This is a genomic window from Streptomyces sp. CB00316 (assembly GCF_001905595.1).
GTDB lineage: Bacteria > Actinomycetota > Actinomycetes > Streptomycetales > Streptomycetaceae > Streptomyces.
The window spans coordinates 278,490-295,279 of sequence record NZ_LIXI01000001.1; the positions used below are offsets into that span (position 1 = coordinate 278,490).

Here is a 16,790-nt window from a genome sequence, read left to right on the forward strand (position 1 = left end):
CCAACGCGGCCCCCTCACCCCGCCCGGCGCAGCGTCAGCATCCGGCCGGCGCGCCCCGGTGGCCGCCCTGGCGGTGCAGGCTCTCGCCGCCGCGACGTCGTACCGACGGAGGGGAGGGATGACGCCCGGCTGACACGACCGCCCCGGCCACCATGAGCACATCCACGGCGGCCGGGGCGGTGGTCGTCGAAGCGCCGAACGGGTCAGCCCGGCAGTCCCAACTCCCGGGCGATCAGCATCCGCTGGACCTCCGAAGTCCCCTCGCCGATCTCCAGGATCTTCGAGTCGCGCCACATCCGCGCCACCGGGTACTCGTTCATGAAGCCGTACCCGCCGTGGATCTGCGTCGCCTCGCGGGCGTTGTCCACCGCGACCGTCGAGGAGTACAGCTTCGCGATCGCCGCCTCCTTCTTGAAGGGTTCGCCCGCCACCAGACGGGAGGCCGCGTCGCGCCATCCCACGCGGGCCATGTGGGCGCGCATCTCCATGTCGGCGATCTTGAACTGGATCGCCTGGTTCGCGCCGATCGGCTTGCCGAACGCGTGGCGCTCGGCCGCGTACTTCACCGACTCGTCCACGCAGCCCTGCGCCAGGCCCGTGGCCAGGGCGGAGATCGCGACCCGGCCCTCGTCCAGGATCCGCAGGAACTGCGCGTAGCCGCGGCCCTCCTCGCCCAGCAGGTTGGCGGCGGGGACACGGACGTCGGCGAAGGACAGCTCGCGGGTGTCCGAGGCGTTCCAGCCGACCTTGGAGTAGGGGGCCGCGACCGTGAAGCCGGGGGTGCCGGAGGGGACGATGATCGCGGAGATCCGGGGGCGGCCGTCCTCCTTGCGGCCGGTCACGGCTGTTACCGTCACCAGCTCCGTGATATCCGTTCCCGAGTTGGTGATGAAGCACTTCGAGCCGTTGATCACCCACTCGTTCGTCGCCTCGTCCAGCACCGCCGTCGTCCGCGTACCGCCCGCGTCCGACCCGCCGTCCGGCTCGGTCAGGCCGAACGCGCCCAGTGCCTCGCCCGCGCAGAGCTTCGGCAGCCACTGCCGCTTCTGCTCCTCCGTGCCGAACAGGTGCAGCGGCATCGCGCCCAGCGAGACCCCCGCCTCCAGGGTGATCGCCACCGACGAGTCGACCCGGGCCAGCTCCTCCAGGGCGATGCCGAGCGCGAGGTAGTCGCCGCCCATGCCGCCGTACTCTTCCGGGAACGGCAGGCCGAACAGGCCCATCCGGCCCATCTCGCGCACGATCTCGTACGGGAATTCATGGCGCTCGTAGAAGTCGCCGATCTTCGGCGCGACCACGTCGTGCGCGAACGCCTCGACCGTGCGGCGCAGTTCCTCGTGCTCGGCGGTCAGCCGGTGATCCAGGGACATGGGTAACTCACTCCTTGTGGGAGGCGGGAGAAGAGGGAGGGGTCAGGGCGCGGACCGTGCGGGATGGGCTCGGTCGGCCCAGGTGTCCGGCCAGCCAGGCGCTGGTGGCCGCCAGCGCGTCGAGGTCGACGCCGGTCTCGATGCCGAGGCCGTCGAGCATCCAGACCAGGTCCTCGGTGGCGAGATTGCCCGTGGCGCTCTTCGCGTACGGGCAGCCGCCCAGGCCGCCCGCCGACGCGTCCACCGTGCTCACCCCGTGCTGGAGCGCGGCCAGGGTGTTGGACAGCGCCTGGCCGTACGTGTCGTGGAAGTGGACGCCGATCGACTCCGTGGGGACGCCTGAATCGTTCAGGGCCCTCAGCAGCGCCGTTACGTGGCCCGGTGTCGCCACCCCGATCGTGTCGCCCAGCGACAGCTCGTCACAGCCCAGGTCCATCAGCGCCTTCGCGACCCTGACCACCTGCGCCACCGGCACCGTGCCCTCCCACGGGTCGCCGAAGCACATCGACAGGTACCCGCGCACGTGGACCTTCTCCGCCTTCGCCCGGGCCACCACCGGCTCGAACATGGCGAGCGACTCGTCGACGGTCCGGTTCAGGTTGCGTGCGGCGAACGTCTCCGTGGCCGAGCCGAACACCGCGATCGACCGGGCCCCGAGCGCCAGTGCCCGGTCCAGGCCGCGTTCGTTCGGCACGAGGACGGGGAGGGAGACGTCGCCCACGTCCGCGATGTCCCCGAGGAGGGGGAACAGCTCCTCCGCGTCGGCCAGTTGGGGCACCCACTTCGGGTGCACGAAGCTCGTCGCCTCGATGGTCGTCAGACCCGCCACGGCCAGGCGGCGGATGAACTCCGCCTTCACCGGCGTCGGGACGGTCTCCTTCTCGTTCTGCAGGCCGTCCCGGGCCCCTACCTCGTGGATCCGGACCCGGGCCGGCAGACCGGCAGCCGGGACCTTCATGGGGAGCGGTCGCGTGGTCATGAGTCCTCCCGGGGCGCCACTACCGCGAGGATCTGGTCCATCGCCACCGTGGCCCCCGCCGTGACGTCCAGCTCGGTCACCGTCCCCGCGTGCGGCGCGGAGATCACGTGTTCCATCTTCATCGCCTCCACCACGAGCAGGCTCTGACCTGCCTCGACCACGTCACCGACGGCCACCTTCACCACCGTGACCGTGCCCGGCATCGGCGCCGCCAGCGTGTCCGCCCCGCTCCGGCCCGCCCCGCTCAGCAACGCCTCCACCGGGTCGTGGTCCTGGACGTGCCAGGTGTCGCCTTCCCGGCCGAGCCAGTCGCCGGACCGGTGGAAGTGGCCCACCGTGCCGTCGAGTTCGACCGTGACGCGGTCGGGTGTCACCACAGCTCCCGCCGGAGCCTCGTACGACACCGGGTCCGCGCCCGACACCCGCAGCGGGAAGAGCAGCGGCGCCCGCACACCCCCCGTCCGCCACCCGCTCGGCACCGAGAACGGGTCCGTCCAGCCCCCCGCGTCCGGCCGGGGCGCCAGCGCCTCCCGGCGGACCGCCGCAGCCGCCGCGTACACCTCGTCCGGTACGCCGTCCGGCACCAGGCCCTCAGCCTCGCGCTCCACCAGCCCCGTGTCCAGGTTGCCGGAGATCACGTCCGGGTGGGCCAGCAGGCGGCGCAGGAAGCCCACGTTGGTCGGGACGCCCAGGATCACCGTGTCCGCGAGGGCCGCCCGCAGCTTGCGGATGGCGGTCGCGCGGTCGGGGCCGTACGCGATGACCTTCGACAGCATCGGGTCGTACAGGCTGCCCACCGGCACGCCCTCGCTGAGCCCCGAGTCCGTGCGTACCCCGCCGCCCTGCGGCTCGCGCAGCGCCAGCACCGTACCGCCGGAGGGCAGGAAGCCCCGGGACGGGTCCTCTGCGCAGATCCGGGCCTCGATCGCCCAGCCGTCCAGCGTGATGTCCTGCTGCGCGTAAGGGAGTTGCTCGCCCGACGCCACCCGCAGCTGCCACTCCACCAGGTCCAGGCCCGTGATCAGCTCGGTGACCGGGTGCTCGACCTGGAGGCGGGTGTTCATCTCCATGAAGTAGTACGAGGCCGGATCGTTGCCCGGGACGATGAACTCCACCGTCCCCGCGCCGACATAGCCGCAACTGCGCGCCGCCTGCACGGCCGCCTCACCCATCGACGCCCGGGTCTCCTCGTCGAGCAGGACCGAGGGGGCCTCCTCGATGATCTTCTGGTGGCGGCGCTGGAGCGAGCACTCGCGCTCGCCGAGGTGGATCACGTTGCCGTGGGCGTCGGCCAGCACCTGGATCTCGATGTGGCGGGGGCGGTCGATCCACCGCTCGACGAGAAGGGTGTCATCGCCGAACGAAGCCCGCGCCTCGCGCCTCGCCGCCGCGATCTCCTCCGCCAGCACCGCCGCGTCGCGGACCAGGCGCATGCCCTTGCCGCCGCCGCCCGCGGAGGGCTTCAGGAGCACCGGGGTGCCGATCTCCCGTGCCGCTTCCTCCAGTTGGGCATCGGTGAGGCCGCTGCCGGACGAACCCGGGACCACCGGGACCCCGGCCGCCGCGACCGTCTCCTTGGCCCGGATCTTGTCGCCCATGAGCGAGATCGCGGAGGCGGGCGGGCCGATGAAGACCAGACCCGCGTCCGTACAGGCGGCGGCGAACTCCGCGTTCTCCGCGAGGAAGCCGTAGCCGGGGTGGACGGCCTGCGCGCCCGTGCGGCGGGCCGCCTCCAGGAGCGCCGGAACCGACAGGTAGCTCGCCGCGGCCGGCGGCGGGCCGATCCGTACCGCCGTATCCGCCTCCCGTACGTGCCGGGCGTCCGCGTCCGCGTCGCTGAAGACGGCGACCGAGCGCACCCCCAGCTCCCGCAGGGTCCGGATCACCCGGACGGCGATCTCGCCGCGGTTGGCGACCAGAACGGTGTCGAACATCGTCATCTGTTCCTCACATCCGGAAGACGCCGAAGCCGGGACCGGCCGGGTCCTTCTGGGGCAGCGGGGCATTGGCGCAGGCCGTGAGGGCGAGGCCCAGCACCTGGCGGGTGTCCACGGGGTCGATCACGCCGTCGTCCCAGAGCCGGGCGGTGGCGTAGTACGCGTTGCCCTGGGTCTCGTACTGGGCACGGATCGGGGCCTTGAACGCTTCTTCGTCCTCGGCGCTCCAGTCGTCGCCGAGCTGGTCGCGCTTGACGGTGGCCAGCACCGAGGCGGCCTGCTCGCCGCCCATCACCGAGATCTTGGCGTTGGGCCACATCCACAGGAAGCGGGGGCTGTACGCCCGGCCGCACATCGAGTAGTTGCCCGCCCCGTACGAGCCGCCGACGACGACCGTCAGTTTCGGGACGCGGGTGGTGGCCACCGCCGTGACCATCTTCGCGCCGTGCTTGGCGATGCCGCCCGCCTCGTAGTCCCGGCCGACCATGAAGCCGGAGATGTTCTGGAGGAAGACGAGCGGGATCCCGCGCTGGTCGCACAGCTCGATGAAGTGCGCGCCCTTCTGGGCCGACTCGGAGAACAGGATCCCGTTGTTCGCGACGATCCCGACCGGGTGGCCGTGGATGCGGGCGAAGCCGGTGATCAGCGTCGTACCGTACTCCGCCTTGAACTCCTGGAACCGCGAGCCGTCGACCACCCGGGCGATGACCTCGCGTACGTCGTACGGCGTCCGGGAGTCCACCGGGACCGCCCCGTACAGACCCACCGGGTCGACCTTCGGCTCCTCGGCCGGCTCCACCGACCAGGGGAGCGGGGCACGGTCCGGGAGGGTCGCGACGATGTTGCGGACGATCCGCAGGGCATGCGCGTCGTCCTCCGCGAGATGGTCGGTGACCCCCGACGTACGGGAGTGGACCTCGCCGCCGCCCAGCTCCTCCGCCGTGACGACCTCACCGGTCGCGGCCTTCACCAGCGGCGGGCCGCCGAGGAAGATCGTGCCCTGGTTGCGGACGATGACGGCCTCGTCGCTCATCGCCGGGACGTATGCCCCACCCGCCGTGCAGGAGCCCAGCACCGCCGCGATCTGCGGAATGCCGGCCCCCGACATGCGGGCCTGGTTGTAGAAGATCCGCCCGAAGTGGTCCCGGTCGGGGAACACCTCGTCCTGCATCGGGAGGAAGGCACCGCCCGAGTCGACCAGGTAGAGACAGGGGAGCCGGTTCTCCAGCGCCACCTCCTGCGCGCGCAGGTGCTTCTTCACGGTCATCGGGTAGTACGTGCCGCCCTTGACGGTCGCGTCATTGGCGACGATCACGCACTCGCGGCCGCTGACCCGCCCGATCCCGGCGATCACCCCGGCCGCCGGGGCGGCGCCCCCGTACAGCCCCTCGGCCGCCAGGGGGGCCAGCTCCAGGAACGGCGAACCCGGGTCGAGGAGGGTGTCCACCCGGTCCCGGGGGAGCAGCTTGCCGCGCGCCTCGTGGCGGGCCCGCGCCTTCTCACCCCCGCCCAGCCTTGCCGTGGCGAGCCGTGCCGCCAGCTCGTCGGCGAGCGCGTGATGCGCCGCCTCGTTGGCCTGCCAGGCCTCCGAGGCGGGATCGGCCGCGCTCGCCAGGACCGGTGCCTGCTGCATCGTGTCGAGCCCCCTTGCCCGTACCGCGATAGTCAACCGCTGCTGTTAATGAGCGTTAACGCGTTTCCTTCAGGTTAACGACCGCTAACGACCCTGTCTAGAATGAATCCTCATGAGCACCCATGCCGCCGCCCGCGTCGCGGCCCCCACCCGCCGCGAGCAGATCCTGCGGGAGGCCGCACGCCTCTTCGCCGAACGCGGCTTCCACGGGGTCGGCGTCGACGAGATAGGCGCCGCGGTCGGTATCAGCGGCCCCGGCCTCTACCGCCACTTCCCCGGCAAGGACGCGATGCTCGCCGAACTGCTGGTCGGGATCAGCGAGCGGTTGCTGGACGGCGGCCGCCTGCGGGTGTCGGAGGACGCGTCGCGGGGCGACGGCTCCCCCGAGGCGCTCCTGGACGCGCTCATCGAGGGCCACATCGACTTCGCCCTCGACGACCGCCCCCTCATCACCCTCCACGACCGTGAGCTCGACCGGCTGCGCGACACGGACCGCAAGCGGGTGCGGCGGCTCCAGCGCGAGTACGTGGAGGTCTGGGTGGGTGTCGTCCGGGCCCTCTACCCCGGCCTGCCCGAGAACGAGGCCCGCGTCACCGTGCACGCCGTCTTCGGTCTGCTGAACTCCACCCCGCACCTCGCCCGCCCGGAGGCTCGCCCCGGCCGCGAGGCCACCGCCGCGCTGCTGCACCGGCTGGCGCGCGGGGCGTTCGCGGCGGCTGCGGACCCATCCTGAGCAGGAGTTTCACCCGCTGGGCAACCTCGGTCGCGGCTCGACCGGCTGGCGCGCTGGGTCCACGGGGCCTCCAGCAGCCGCGAGGTGGTCGAGTGGCTGACCCGGGAGCACGCGAAGGGCTCGCAGGACGTCGTGGACAGCCTCTGCGCCCGCGGCCTGGTGACCGAGGAGCGGCACCGGGCCCTCGGCGTCTTCCCGGTGCGCCGCTACCCGGAGGCCGACGGCTCCGTCGAGCGGGAGCTGCGGGACCGGTTGGCCGCGGAGGTGCTGTGCGGGGCCGAGCCGGACGCCCGTACGAGCGCACTGGTCGCCCTCGTGCACGCCACGGGGACGCGCCCGCAAGCCTTCCCCGGCGTGCCGAGGAAGCAGGTGACCCGGCGCATGGCGGAGATCGCCGACGGCCACTGGGCGGGGGTGGGCGTGCGGGAGGCGATCCGCAACCTCCAGGCCGCGATCTCCACGGTGACCGTGGTGACGGTGCTCTCCGTGGTGCCTTGAGGCGGCCGGAGCGCCTGACGTGAGCGACGACGGCTGAACCGCGAGTGGCTCCCGGTCAGCCCTGCGCCGCCTCGCCGTAGGCGCTGTAGGCGTACAGGGCGATCGCCCCCGCCACGCAGGCGATGATCACCCATGAGCTGAACCGTGTGTGCCTCCCTCTGGCGCTTCGCCGCACGGAGCTTCGGGGCCCACGAGGCCGCCCGGACCGACGGGGCCGATCGGTCCGCCCTGACGCCGCCCGGCCCGGAGCGACCCGCACCGTATCGGCCGCCGCTTCGGCCAGCAGGCGGCGGCAGGTCGCGGCGAGCTCGCCCGTACCGGCAGAGAGGGGCACCACCGCCTCCGAACGCGCCGGAGCGGTGGTCCCGCCGTCGAGGATGCGCCCCGCACGTACGAGGACCTCGCCCCGGCCGCCTGCCGGAGCGAGGCTGAGCCACCGCTGTACGTGCTCTCCTCGGATGACCATCCCGCCGGACCGCTCCCGGTACACGGTGTGTTCCCGCCACAACATCTCCGCCAACTCCTTCGCGACGCACCTCAGTTGTGCCCCCACCGACTGTCCCCCCACATCGCATCGAATCGAACAGGCATCGCACTCTACTGGTGGCCGCAGCTCAGGGGGCCGCAGCCCCGATACGTGGGACGGTTGTCAGAGTTGCCGTTGAGGACGGGGGCGGCTGTTGACCGCAGGCGTACGGACCTCTACCGGGGGCTGCTCGCGGAACGGCGGATCGATCCTGGTGGTGCTCGACGACGCTTCCAACGAGAGGCAGTTGGCCCCCCTGCCGCCGGCGAGCGGTTCGTGCGGCGTGATCGTGGCCGGCCGCGTACGGCTGGGGGGTCCGGGCGGTGCCCACCGGGTCGCGCCTGAACATGCGCCTTCCAGTGGGGACTCGGTCGGAAAAGCGTTCGCACGGCTCCCCAGCGAAAGGTGATACTTCCCGTGCCCGGAGACGGCCGCACCACGGTGCGGCTCCGGGCCCCGGCCGACCGCGTCGCACGACCGTTCGGCCCGCACGACGGCTCGCGCGGGTCCCCGGGCAACGGGGGAGGGACCCGCGCGGTACGCCGCCTCCGCCCACGGGCTCGCGGATGCCCTCACCTACGAGCCCCCCACCGGCGCCCCCGCCTGACCCCGAGGCGCAGCACTCCTGCGGCGCCGCGCTCGAAGCCGCGGTCACTACGCTGCTCCACCGCGCCCTGCGCGACGGGGCGGTCAGGCCGGGCGTCACCTTCCACGACCTGATCACCCTCACCGTCGAAGACCTCAGCCCGAGCCGCTGACCGTGCCCGAGCCCCCGCCCTTGACCTTCACCGTGACCCGATCGACCCGCATCGGGTGCCCCGGCTCGGTGCCCGGCCCCACCGTCGCGCCGTCCGCGGCCGGCAGCTTGCCGCCGATCGCCACGTTGAGGATCAGGAACACCCCGTGGTCCACCGCCCGCTTCCAGGTCCCGGCGTCCATCCGCCCGGCGCTCACCCGGTGGTACACCCGGCCGTCGAGATACCAGCGCACCTCGCCCCCGCCGAGGTCCACCTCCACGGCGTACGTGTGGAACTCCGTGCGGCAGGTCGCGCAGGCCTGCGGACCCGACGTCAGCCCCACCGGCTCCTCGCACGGCCCGCCCTCCAGCACCCCGCAGTGCATCGACCCGAAGATGGTGTCCCGGCCGTTGACGGACTCCATGACGTCGAGTTCACCGACGCCCGGCCAGCCCGTGTAGCCGTCGCGCAGCTTGGCGCCCAGGGTCCAGAACGCGGGCCAATAGCCCGCCGCCTTCGGCCCGGTCACGTCCGGCAGCGCGATCGACGCCTCGATCCGCAGCACGCCGCCGGGCGGCGGCGCGAAGTCGGAACGTACGGTCTCGATCCGCCCCGAACTCCACGCGTCACCCTTCCTGGTGGGCACGATCTCCAGCGCGCCCCTCCCGTCGAGGCGGACGTTGTCCGTCGAGTCGGTCATGGTCTCGATCTCGCCGGTGCCCCACTGCGGGGCCGGGCAGCCGGGGTAGCAGGTCCCTAGGTCGTACTGCCAGTTCGCGGGGGAGGGGCGGCTGCCCGCCGGGCCCTCGAAGTCGTCCCGCAGCAGTTCGGTCCAGCCGTCGTCACCCGGCGCGGCGGGGGCCGTGGCCGTCGGCAGCGCCCCCGTGTCCGTCAGCAGCCGCTCCAGCCTCGGGGTCAGCACGACGGCCGCCGCGTTGGTGAGGTGGGCGTCGTCCCGGTAGAGCAGGATGCGGTCCCGTACGGCCGGGCAGGTCGGGCCGTCACCCGGGCAGAGGACCGGGTTCACGCTGATGGCCCGTACGCCCGGCACCGCCCCCGCCGCGATCCTCCGGGCCAGCGGATCGGCCCAGATCGCCTCCGTCCGGCGGAACGCGCAGGCGGCGGCATCGTCCGGAGCGCCGGAGACACACGCGGGGATGTCCGTACCGGGTACGGGGGTGTCCTCGATGTACACGATCGGCGCGCCGGTCTCCCGCAGCGGCTTGAGGGTCTTCTCCCAGGCGGCGGCCAGGAGTTGGCGGTCGGTGGTGTACCGGTTGAGCGAGGCGACCACGATGAGCCGGGGCTTGGGACCCGTACGGAGGCGTTCCAGGGCGTCCGCGCGCCAGGTGTCGCACTCCCGGTACGCGCGGCCCAGTTGCGGGCTGTCCACCGCCAACCGCGGAAGCGGGCAACCCTGCTTGACCAACTGCTGGAGCGCCCAGCCCCGTTGTGAGGCAAGCGCCAGCATCGGGGAGAACCACTGCCCCGCGTGCGAGTCGCCGAGCAGCACGATCCGGTCCTGGCTGTCCACCGCGCCGAACAGGCACTCCGGGCTGCGGGTCACCTCCGGCGCGACCTGGCAGTTCCGGTCCGGCGGGAAGTCCTTGCGGGCCTGGGCCGGGTTCGGAACCACCGACCCGTCCCCCGCGGAGGCCCCGAGCAGCGAGGGCCCGGAGGCGGCACCCGGCGGCAGCCCCTTGACGTCGACCGGAGTGGTGGGGCCCATCAGGTGCAGCGTCGCCGTGCCCACCACCAGGGCGAGTGCGACCGGCAGCACGATGGCCGAGACGCCGACCGCCAGCCCCCGCCGGGGAAGTTCGCAGACCGTACGGCTGCGGCGCAGCGGCTGCTCCACCCAGCGCATCGTGGCGAGCGCGGGCAGCACGGCGGCCAGCGTGAGCGCCGTCCTCGCGGGCCAGCCGAGCGTGCCGAGCCGGACCTCCGCGAGCACGAGCACCGGCCAGTGCCACAGGTACAGGTTGTACGAGAGCCGCCCGACGGCCCGGGGCGCCCGCCCCGCCAGCAGCCGCCCGACCCCGTACGCGCCCTGGACGTTCCGCTCGCCCCGCCCCGGTATCGCGGCGAGGATCACGGCGGCGGTGGCCAGGGTCGGGACGAGCGCCGCGTATCCGGGGTACGGCGTCGAGGCGTCGTACGCCACCACGCACCAGCCGATCGCCGCCGCCCCGCCCCAGCCGCACAGCAGCCGCAGCGGACGCGGCCCGCGCAGCAGGTGCCAGGGCAGCAGCGCGAGCAGCGCCCCCACGCCGAACTGCCAGACGCGTGAAGGCGTTCCGAGGTACGCGAGTGAGACCGAGTGCGCCGTCCAGTGCAGGGACAGCGCGAACGAACCGACGACCAGCGCCCCGGTCACCAGCGCCACCACGGACCGCACGGCACGCCCCCGCCGGACCGCGCGGGCGGCGCAGAGCACGGCCACCGCGAGGAGCGGGGCCCAGAACAGGTAGAACTGCTCCTCGACGGCGAGCGACCAGAAGTGCAGCAGCGGGCTCTGGTCGTGCCCGGCGGCGAGGTAGTCGGTCCGCTGGGAGACGAACCGCCAGTTGGCGACGGACAGCGCAGCCGCGAGGACGTCGTACTCCAGGTCGGTGCGGCGCAGCGGGACGGTCAGCCAGGCGCCGGCCACCGCGACCGCCGCGAGCACCACGGCGGCCGAGGGCAGCAGTCGCCGGGCCCGCCGGGAGAAGAAGCCGCCGAGCCGGATCCGGCCTGTGCTGATGGCCTCGCGGACCAGGAGGCCGGTGATCAGGTAGCCGGAGATGACGAAGAAGACGTCCACCCCGATGAACCCGCCTGCCAGGCCCGGGATTCCTGCGTGGAAGGCGAGGACCGCGAGGACGGCGACCGCGCGCAGTCCCTCGATGTCGGGCCGGAACGTGGACCGGTGCGGGCTGGGCCCGGACTCGCCGCCCGACCGTGGGGCGGGCGGGACGGGCGGTGGTGGAGTGGTGCGCTTCCGGCGAGGGCCGGGAGCGAGGAGGAAGGGCATGACGGCAAGGCCTTTCGGCTCGGCTCAGCTCGACCAGGGGAGCATCGGGTTGACCCACCCCGAGGCGAGCAGACCGGTGAGCAGGAGGACGGCGGAGGCGGCGAGGGCCTCGGGCCAGCGGCGGGGCAGCACGCCGGCGGGGGAGCGGAGGCTCACCAGGAAGGCTCTGGCCCCCGCACCACGCGGCGTCGGGACTTCCTCGTTCCGCACCCTGGGACGCAGCTCGGTCAACAGGTCCCGTATCAACGGCACGTTGATCTGGAGCTGCACCAGCAGATAGAGCAGAAGCCCCCAGTTGGGCTCCCAGCCGTTACGGGCGACGGCCAGCGCGATCCCGGCGGCCGCCGCCCCGTTGGACAGGACGAGCCAGGCCAGCGAGACGCCCACCACCCGGCGGGCCATCGAGCCCGAACTCCCCTTGCCGCGAACCCCTGTGGGCACCCAGGCGGCGCTGCGGCCCCGCAGGGTGTGCCAGAACGCGGTGGCGGCGGCCACGCTGGTGAGGACGTTGGCCCGGATCACCTCCACCCGCCAGCGGGTGCGGCTGATCCTGGGCAGCAGCACGTGCCAGAGCCAGAGCGGGGCGAGCAGCGGCAGCACGTGCCAGGGCCGGATGTGGTCCGGATACCAGAACATCATCACCAGCGGCGGCAGCGGCGCGGCGAAGGTGTTCACGGCCGTCGTGAGGTACCCGACGACGCCCTCGTAGAAGCAGAGCCGCATCCGCCAGGGCGCGCGCATCCGCTTCAGTACGGGCGTCGCGAGCAGGTGGAGGTTGCCCATCGCCCACCGGTACTGCTGGTTGACGAAGGAGGTGACCTCGTCGGGCGAGGTGCCCTTGGCGACCAGGACGGGGACGTACTGGGTGCGGAACCCCTGCTCGTGCAGGGCGAGCCCGGTGTACAGGTCCTCGCTGTGGTCGAGCCGGGCGAAGCCGCCCGCCAGGTCGATCGCGCTGCGCCGGTAGACGGCGTTCGAGCCGCAGCAGATGGCGGCGTCACTGGCGTCCCGGGAGGGCTGGATCCAGCGGAAGAACCACTCCTGGGCCGCACCGGCGGCGCGCTGGATCCACTCCATCGACTCGTCGGTGTCGAAGCACTGAGGGCTCTGCACGATGCCGACGGCGGGGTCGGCGAGATACGGGACGAGGTGGCGCAGGAAGTCCGGGCGGGGCGCGAAGTCCGCGTCCAGGATCGCGATGAACTCCGAACTGCTCAGCGTGAGCGCGTGGTTGAGGTTGCCCGCCTTCTTCAGGTGCCCCCGGTCGGGCCGGACGACGTACGTGTAGCCGTAACGGGCGGCCAGCGCCGCGACCTCGGGCCGGTCGCCGTCGTCCAGGACCCAGACGGTCAGCGCGTCGGGCCAGTCCACGGCGGCGACGGCGCGGTAGGCGTTGTCGAGGACGGGGAGAGGTTCGCCGCAGGTCGGCAAGTACAGGTCCACGGTGGGGAGTTCGGCGGGCTGCCAGGCGTGGACGAGGACCTCGTGCGACGGCCGGGTCAGCCGGCGCTGACGCAGGCTGTTGACGGAGGAGAGCCCCAGCGCCACGACGTTGAGCCCGAGGACCGCGAGGAACGCCCAGAGGGCCGGGGTCCGCAGCGCGAAGGCGAGCATGGTGACCGCGGTGAAGACGAAGGCGAGCGAACTGCTCACCAGGACCCAGCGGCGCTGCGGCCCGAAGTACCAGTAGAGCTCGTCGTCGGATGGTGGTTGCGGAAGGTGATGCACGGTCATAAAGCCCCCACGGCTGTGTATGTACCCGTTTCCGTGCCTGTTTCAGCACTCGCTTCGATGGTCACCCTAGCGCCAAAGGTATAGACCACTCACGCGAGACCGGGCCGACGGAGGAATTGAGACAGCGGATTGGCGTGGTTCGATGGGTCCAGACCTCTGGTCCAGGCCGGTGGGTGGGCCCATTCGAGCGGCCACACCCGTCGGGTCGGGGAAGGCGCAGGTCACGCCGGGGTGAACAGTCCCGGAAGACTGACGGGGCCGGGGAGGATCCGTCCGGCGTGCGGGACACCCGGCACACCCCGCACCCCGGGCGGCACAATGGGTGCATGCCGATACCCAGCCGCGCCGCCCTCGTCGACCACCTCGTCCGTTCGCGTATCGCGGGGGACGTCGCCACTCCTCGCGACAACAACCTCTCCCACTACCGCAAGCTCGCCAACGGTGACCGCCACTACTGGCTGGGTCTGGAGCTCGGCGACCGCTGGACCGACGAGCAGGACGTGCTCGCGGTGATGGCCGAGCGCTGCGGAGTGAACGACGACCCCGCGCACCGGTTCGGCCAGGACACCATCGACCCCGAGCTGACCGTGGACGCCCTGGAGCGGATGGCGGCCCGCCTGCGCAAGGCCGCGGACGGCCGCGAGCGGGTCCTCTTCGCCACCGGCCACCCCGGCGGCCTGCTGGACGTGCACCGGCAGACGGCGGACGCCCTGCGCCGGGCGGGCTGCGAGATCGTCCGCATCCCCTCCGGGCTGATCGCGGACGAGGGGCTGGTCGTCCAGTTCGCCGACGTCGCGATGCTGGAACGCGGGGCGACCCTCTGGCACACCCACTCCCCGGCCCCGATGGCGGCCGTCCTGGACGCCATGGCGCACCTGGGCCGCCCGCTGCCCGACCTCGTCGTCGCGGACCACGGCTGGGCGGGCTGCGCGGGCCGGCGCGGGCTGGACGCGATCGGTTACGCGGACTGCAACGACCCGGCCCTCTTCCTTGGCGAGTCGGAGGGCACCCTCCAGGTCGCCGTCCCCCTGGACGACCACGTCACCGACCCGCGCTTCTACGACCCGATGACGGACTACCTGCTGCACGCGGCGGGGCTGCTGGAGGACGAGCCCGAGCTCGCACAGGAGCCCGCCGTGTAGGGCCTGCCGTTTCAGGGCCACGGAACGGCCACGCAAGGGGCCGCGGGGCCGCGTCCGGGGCGTGACGGCGTCGTCAGGAGCCCGTGACGGCTTCAGGAGCCGGGGTGCTGCCGCTCCCGCAGCCGCTGCTCACGCCCCGGCGTCGGGTCCGAATACACCCGCCGGACCGACGGAAGCCGCTCCCACGGCTGCGCCTCCGCCTCCTCGCAGGCCCACTCGACCTCCGCCGCGGTGGCCATGTCACGGAAGTCGGCCTTCGCCGCGACAGGATCTCGGCCGGCCCCTGGATGAGAACGGTGAAGGTGGACTCCCCGCCGTCAGCCTTCGTATCGCTCATGGTGGGGAGTATGTCCGAAATGCTACTTCAGGCGGTGCTCATCCCGGGTCCACGTCACGCGGAACCCGTACGACACCCTCCTGGATGACGGTGATCGCGAGGCGCCCGTCGGCGGTGTGGATACGGGCCTGGCCAAGCCCCCGCCCGCCGGAGGCCGACGGCGACTCCTGGTCGTACAGCAGCCACTCGTCCGCCCGGAACGGCCGGTGGAACCACATCGCGTGGTCCAGGCTCGCCCCGACCACGTCCCCGACCGCCCAGCCGCCCCGCCCGTGGGCCAGGAGCACCGAGTCCAGCAGCGTCATGTCGGAGACGTACGTGGCCATGCAGACGTGCAGGAGCGGATCGTCCGCGAGCTTGCCGTTGGTCCGGAACCAGACCTGCGAGCGCGGCTCACGCGCCTCGCCCACCGTGCCGAACGGCGGTGCGTCCACATACCGCAGGTCCACCGCGGCCCGCGCCTCGATCAGCCGGTCGACCATCCCCGGGTGGCTGAAGCGGTCCGCGTACCGGGGCAGCATCTCGGCGGCCGTGGGCAGCGTCTCGGGATCGGGGGAGGCCGGCATGTCGGCCTGGTGCTCCAGCCCGTCCTCGTACGTCTGGAAGGACGCGGAGAGGTGGAAGATCGGCTGCCCGTGCTGCACGGCGACGACCCGGCGGGTGGTGAAGGACCTCCCGTCGCGGATGCGGTCGACGCTGTAGACGATGGGCGCGCCCGGGTCCCCGGCGCGCAGGAAGTAGGCGTGCAGGGAGTGGGCGGCCCGCTCGGCGGGGACGGTCCGGCCCGCGGCGACCAGCGCCTGGGCCGCGACCTGCCCGCCGAACACCCGGGGCACGACCGCGCTGCGGCTCGCGCCCCGGAAGATGTCCCGCTCGATCTGCTCCAGGTCGAGCAGATCGAGCAGGGAATCGAGTGCTGCGCTCATGAAGAGAACGTAGTCCTTACAGAACGGCCTGAGTCTGTCCAAACGGCCTGAGTCTGCCTACAGGCCCATGGACTTGGCGATGATCGACTTCATGACCTCGCTGGTGCCGCCGTAGATGCGGTTGACGCGGTTGTCGGCGTAGAGGCGGGCGATCGGGTACTCGTTCATGAAGCCGTACCCGCCGTGCAGCTGGAGGCAGCGGTCGATCACGCGGTGCGCGACCTCGGTGCAGAACAGCTTGGCGGAGGCGGCCTCCGCCGCCGTGAGCTCACCGGCGTCCAGGGCCTCCAGCGCGCGGTCGGCGACGGCCTGGGCCGCGTCCACCTCGGCCTGGCAGGCGGCGAGCTCGAACTTCGTGTTCTGGAACGAGGCGACGGTCTTGCCGAAGACCGTGCGCTCCTGCACGTACTCCTTGGCGAACCGGACGGCCGCCGCGGCCTGCGCGTACGCGCCGAAGGCGATGCCCCAGCGCTCGGAGGCCAGGTTGGTGCCGAGGTAGCCGAAGCCCTTGTTCTCCTCGCCGAGGAGGTCCTCGGCCGGAACCTTGACGTCGACGAACGCCAGCTCGGCGGTGTCGGAGGTCTTCAGGCCGAGCTTGTCGAGCTTGCGGCCCACGGAGTAGCCCGCGGACTTGGTGTCGACGGCGAAGAGGGAGATGCCGAAGCGGCGGTCGTCCTCGCGCGGGGCGGCGGTACGGGCGCAGACGATCACGCGGTCGGCGTGGACGCCACCGGTGATGAAGGTCTTGGCGCCGTTGAGGACGTAGTGCGTGCCGTCCTCGGAGAGCTTGGCGGTGGTCTTCATGCCCGCGACGTCGGAGCCGGTTCCCGGCTCGGTCATCGCGAGGGCCCACATCTCCTCGCCGGTCGCGAACTTCGGCAGCCAGCGCTTCTTCTGCTCGTCGGTGGCGAGCATCTTGACGTACGGGAGGCCGAGCAGCGTGTGCACGCCGGAGCCGCCGAAGGAGACACCCGCACGCGCGGTCTCCTCGTAGATGACCGCCTCGTACTTGTGCGAGTCGATGCCCGCGCCGCCGTACTCCTCGTCGACCTCGATGCCGAAGATGCCCAGCTCGCCGAGTTTGAGGTAGAACTCACGAGGCACGACGCCCGCGGCGAACCACTCGTCGTACACCGGCACGACCTCGGCGGCGATGAAGGCGCGGATGGTCTCCCGGAACGCCTCGTGGTCCTCGTTGAATACCGTACGGCGCACGGGGTGCCTC

11 protein-coding genes and 3 pseudogenes are annotated in these 16,790 nt (G+C 72.3%); 4 read left to right on the forward strand and 10 right to left on the reverse strand.

Annotated features, from left to right (window positions below; all coding sequences use genetic code 11):
* Positions 1-203: 203 nt before the first annotated feature.
* Genes AMK21_RS01230 through AMK21_RS01245 form a run of 4 tightly spaced genes read right to left on the reverse strand, consistent with a single transcriptional unit; the run spans position 204 to position 5,919 of the window.
* A complete protein-coding gene (locus AMK21_RS01230; protein WP_073873273.1) occupies positions 204-1,370 on the reverse strand; it encodes an acyl-CoA dehydrogenase family protein in 1,167 nt (388 codons plus the stop codon).
* Positions 1,371-1,377: 7 nt separating this feature from the next.
* Positions 1,378-2,349: a hydroxymethylglutaryl-CoA lyase gene (locus AMK21_RS01235; RefSeq protein WP_073873275.1), complete on the reverse strand. Its 972-nt coding sequence runs from the start codon at positions 2,347-2,349 to the stop codon at positions 1,378-1,380.
* A complete protein-coding gene (locus tag AMK21_RS01240; RefSeq protein ID WP_073873277.1) occupies positions 2,346-4,289 on the reverse strand; it encodes an acetyl/propionyl/methylcrotonyl-CoA carboxylase subunit alpha in 1,944 nt (647 codons plus the stop codon). Before AMK21_RS01240 ends, AMK21_RS01235 begins: the two co-directional genes overlap by 4 nt.
* 7 nt (positions 4,290-4,296) lie before the next feature.
* Complete coding sequence (locus tag AMK21_RS01245; protein WP_073873279.1) at positions 4,297-5,919, reverse strand: carboxyl transferase domain-containing protein; 1,623 nt, start codon at positions 5,917-5,919, stop codon at positions 4,297-4,299.
* A gap of 112 nt (positions 5,920-6,031) precedes the next feature.
* Between AMK21_RS01245 and AMK21_RS01250 the strand changes: the two genes are divergently transcribed.
* Together AMK21_RS01250 and AMK21_RS01255 are read left to right on the forward strand one after the other, a co-directional pair.
* The gene (locus tag AMK21_RS01250) at positions 6,032-6,652 is read left to right on the forward strand and encodes a TetR/AcrR family transcriptional regulator (protein WP_073873281.1); all 621 of its coding nucleotides are present in this window, start codon (positions 6,032-6,034) and stop codon (positions 6,650-6,652) included.
* A gap of 27 nt (positions 6,653-6,679) precedes the next feature.
* A pseudogene (locus tag AMK21_RS01255) lies at positions 6,680-7,150 on the forward strand (GOLPH3/VPS74 family protein); the annotation flags it as partial.
* A gap of 55 nt (positions 7,151-7,205) precedes the next feature.
* Here the strand turns inward: AMK21_RS01255 and AMK21_RS01260 are convergent.
* Positions 7,206-7,661 carry a hypothetical protein gene (locus tag AMK21_RS01260; protein WP_073873283.1) on the reverse strand — a complete coding sequence of 152 codons (456 nt, stop codon included), beginning with the start codon at positions 7,659-7,661 and terminating at the stop codon, positions 7,206-7,208.
* A gap of 550 nt (positions 7,662-8,211) precedes the next feature.
* On the opposite strand from AMK21_RS01260, the pseudogene AMK21_RS01265 reads away from it, so the two are divergent.
* Positions 8,212-8,410: pseudogene (locus tag AMK21_RS01265) on the forward strand (TetR/AcrR family transcriptional regulator); the annotation flags it as partial.
* Positions 8,411-8,417: 7 nt separating this feature from the next.
* Here the strand turns inward: AMK21_RS01265 and AMK21_RS01270 are convergent.
* The gene (locus AMK21_RS01270) at positions 8,418-11,426 is read right to left on the reverse strand and encodes an SGNH hydrolase domain-containing protein (protein WP_073873285.1); all 3,009 of its coding nucleotides are present in this window, start codon (positions 11,424-11,426) and stop codon (positions 8,418-8,420) included.
* Between the two features lie 24 nt (positions 11,427-11,450).
* Complete coding sequence (locus AMK21_RS01275; protein WP_073873287.1) at positions 11,451-13,160, reverse strand: glycosyltransferase family 2 protein; 1,710 nt, start codon at positions 13,158-13,160, stop codon at positions 11,451-11,453.
* Between the two features lie 326 nt (positions 13,161-13,486).
* Between AMK21_RS01275 and AMK21_RS01280 the strand changes: the two genes are divergently transcribed.
* On the forward strand, positions 13,487-14,302 hold the full coding sequence (locus AMK21_RS01280; protein WP_073874197.1) for a phosphatase: 816 nt from the start codon (positions 13,487-13,489) through the stop codon (positions 14,300-14,302).
* Positions 14,303-14,394: 92 nt separating this feature from the next.
* On the opposite strand, the pseudogene AMK21_RS01285 reads toward AMK21_RS01280, so the two are convergent.
* From AMK21_RS01285 to AMK21_RS01295, 3 genes and pseudogenes are all read right to left on the reverse strand, one after another.
* Positions 14,395-14,600, reverse strand: a pseudogene (locus AMK21_RS01285) (cation transporter); the annotation flags it as partial.
* Positions 14,601-14,677: 77 nt separating this feature from the next.
* Complete coding sequence (locus tag AMK21_RS01290) at positions 14,678-15,565, reverse strand: acyl-CoA thioesterase (RefSeq protein WP_073873289.1); 888 nt, start codon at positions 15,563-15,565, stop codon at positions 14,678-14,680.
* 57 nt (positions 15,566-15,622) lie between these two features.
* Entirely contained in the window at positions 15,623-16,780 is a 1,158-nt protein-coding gene (locus AMK21_RS01295) for an acyl-CoA dehydrogenase family protein (RefSeq protein ID WP_073873291.1), read from the reverse strand.
* Positions 16,781-16,790 lie beyond the last annotated feature (10 nt).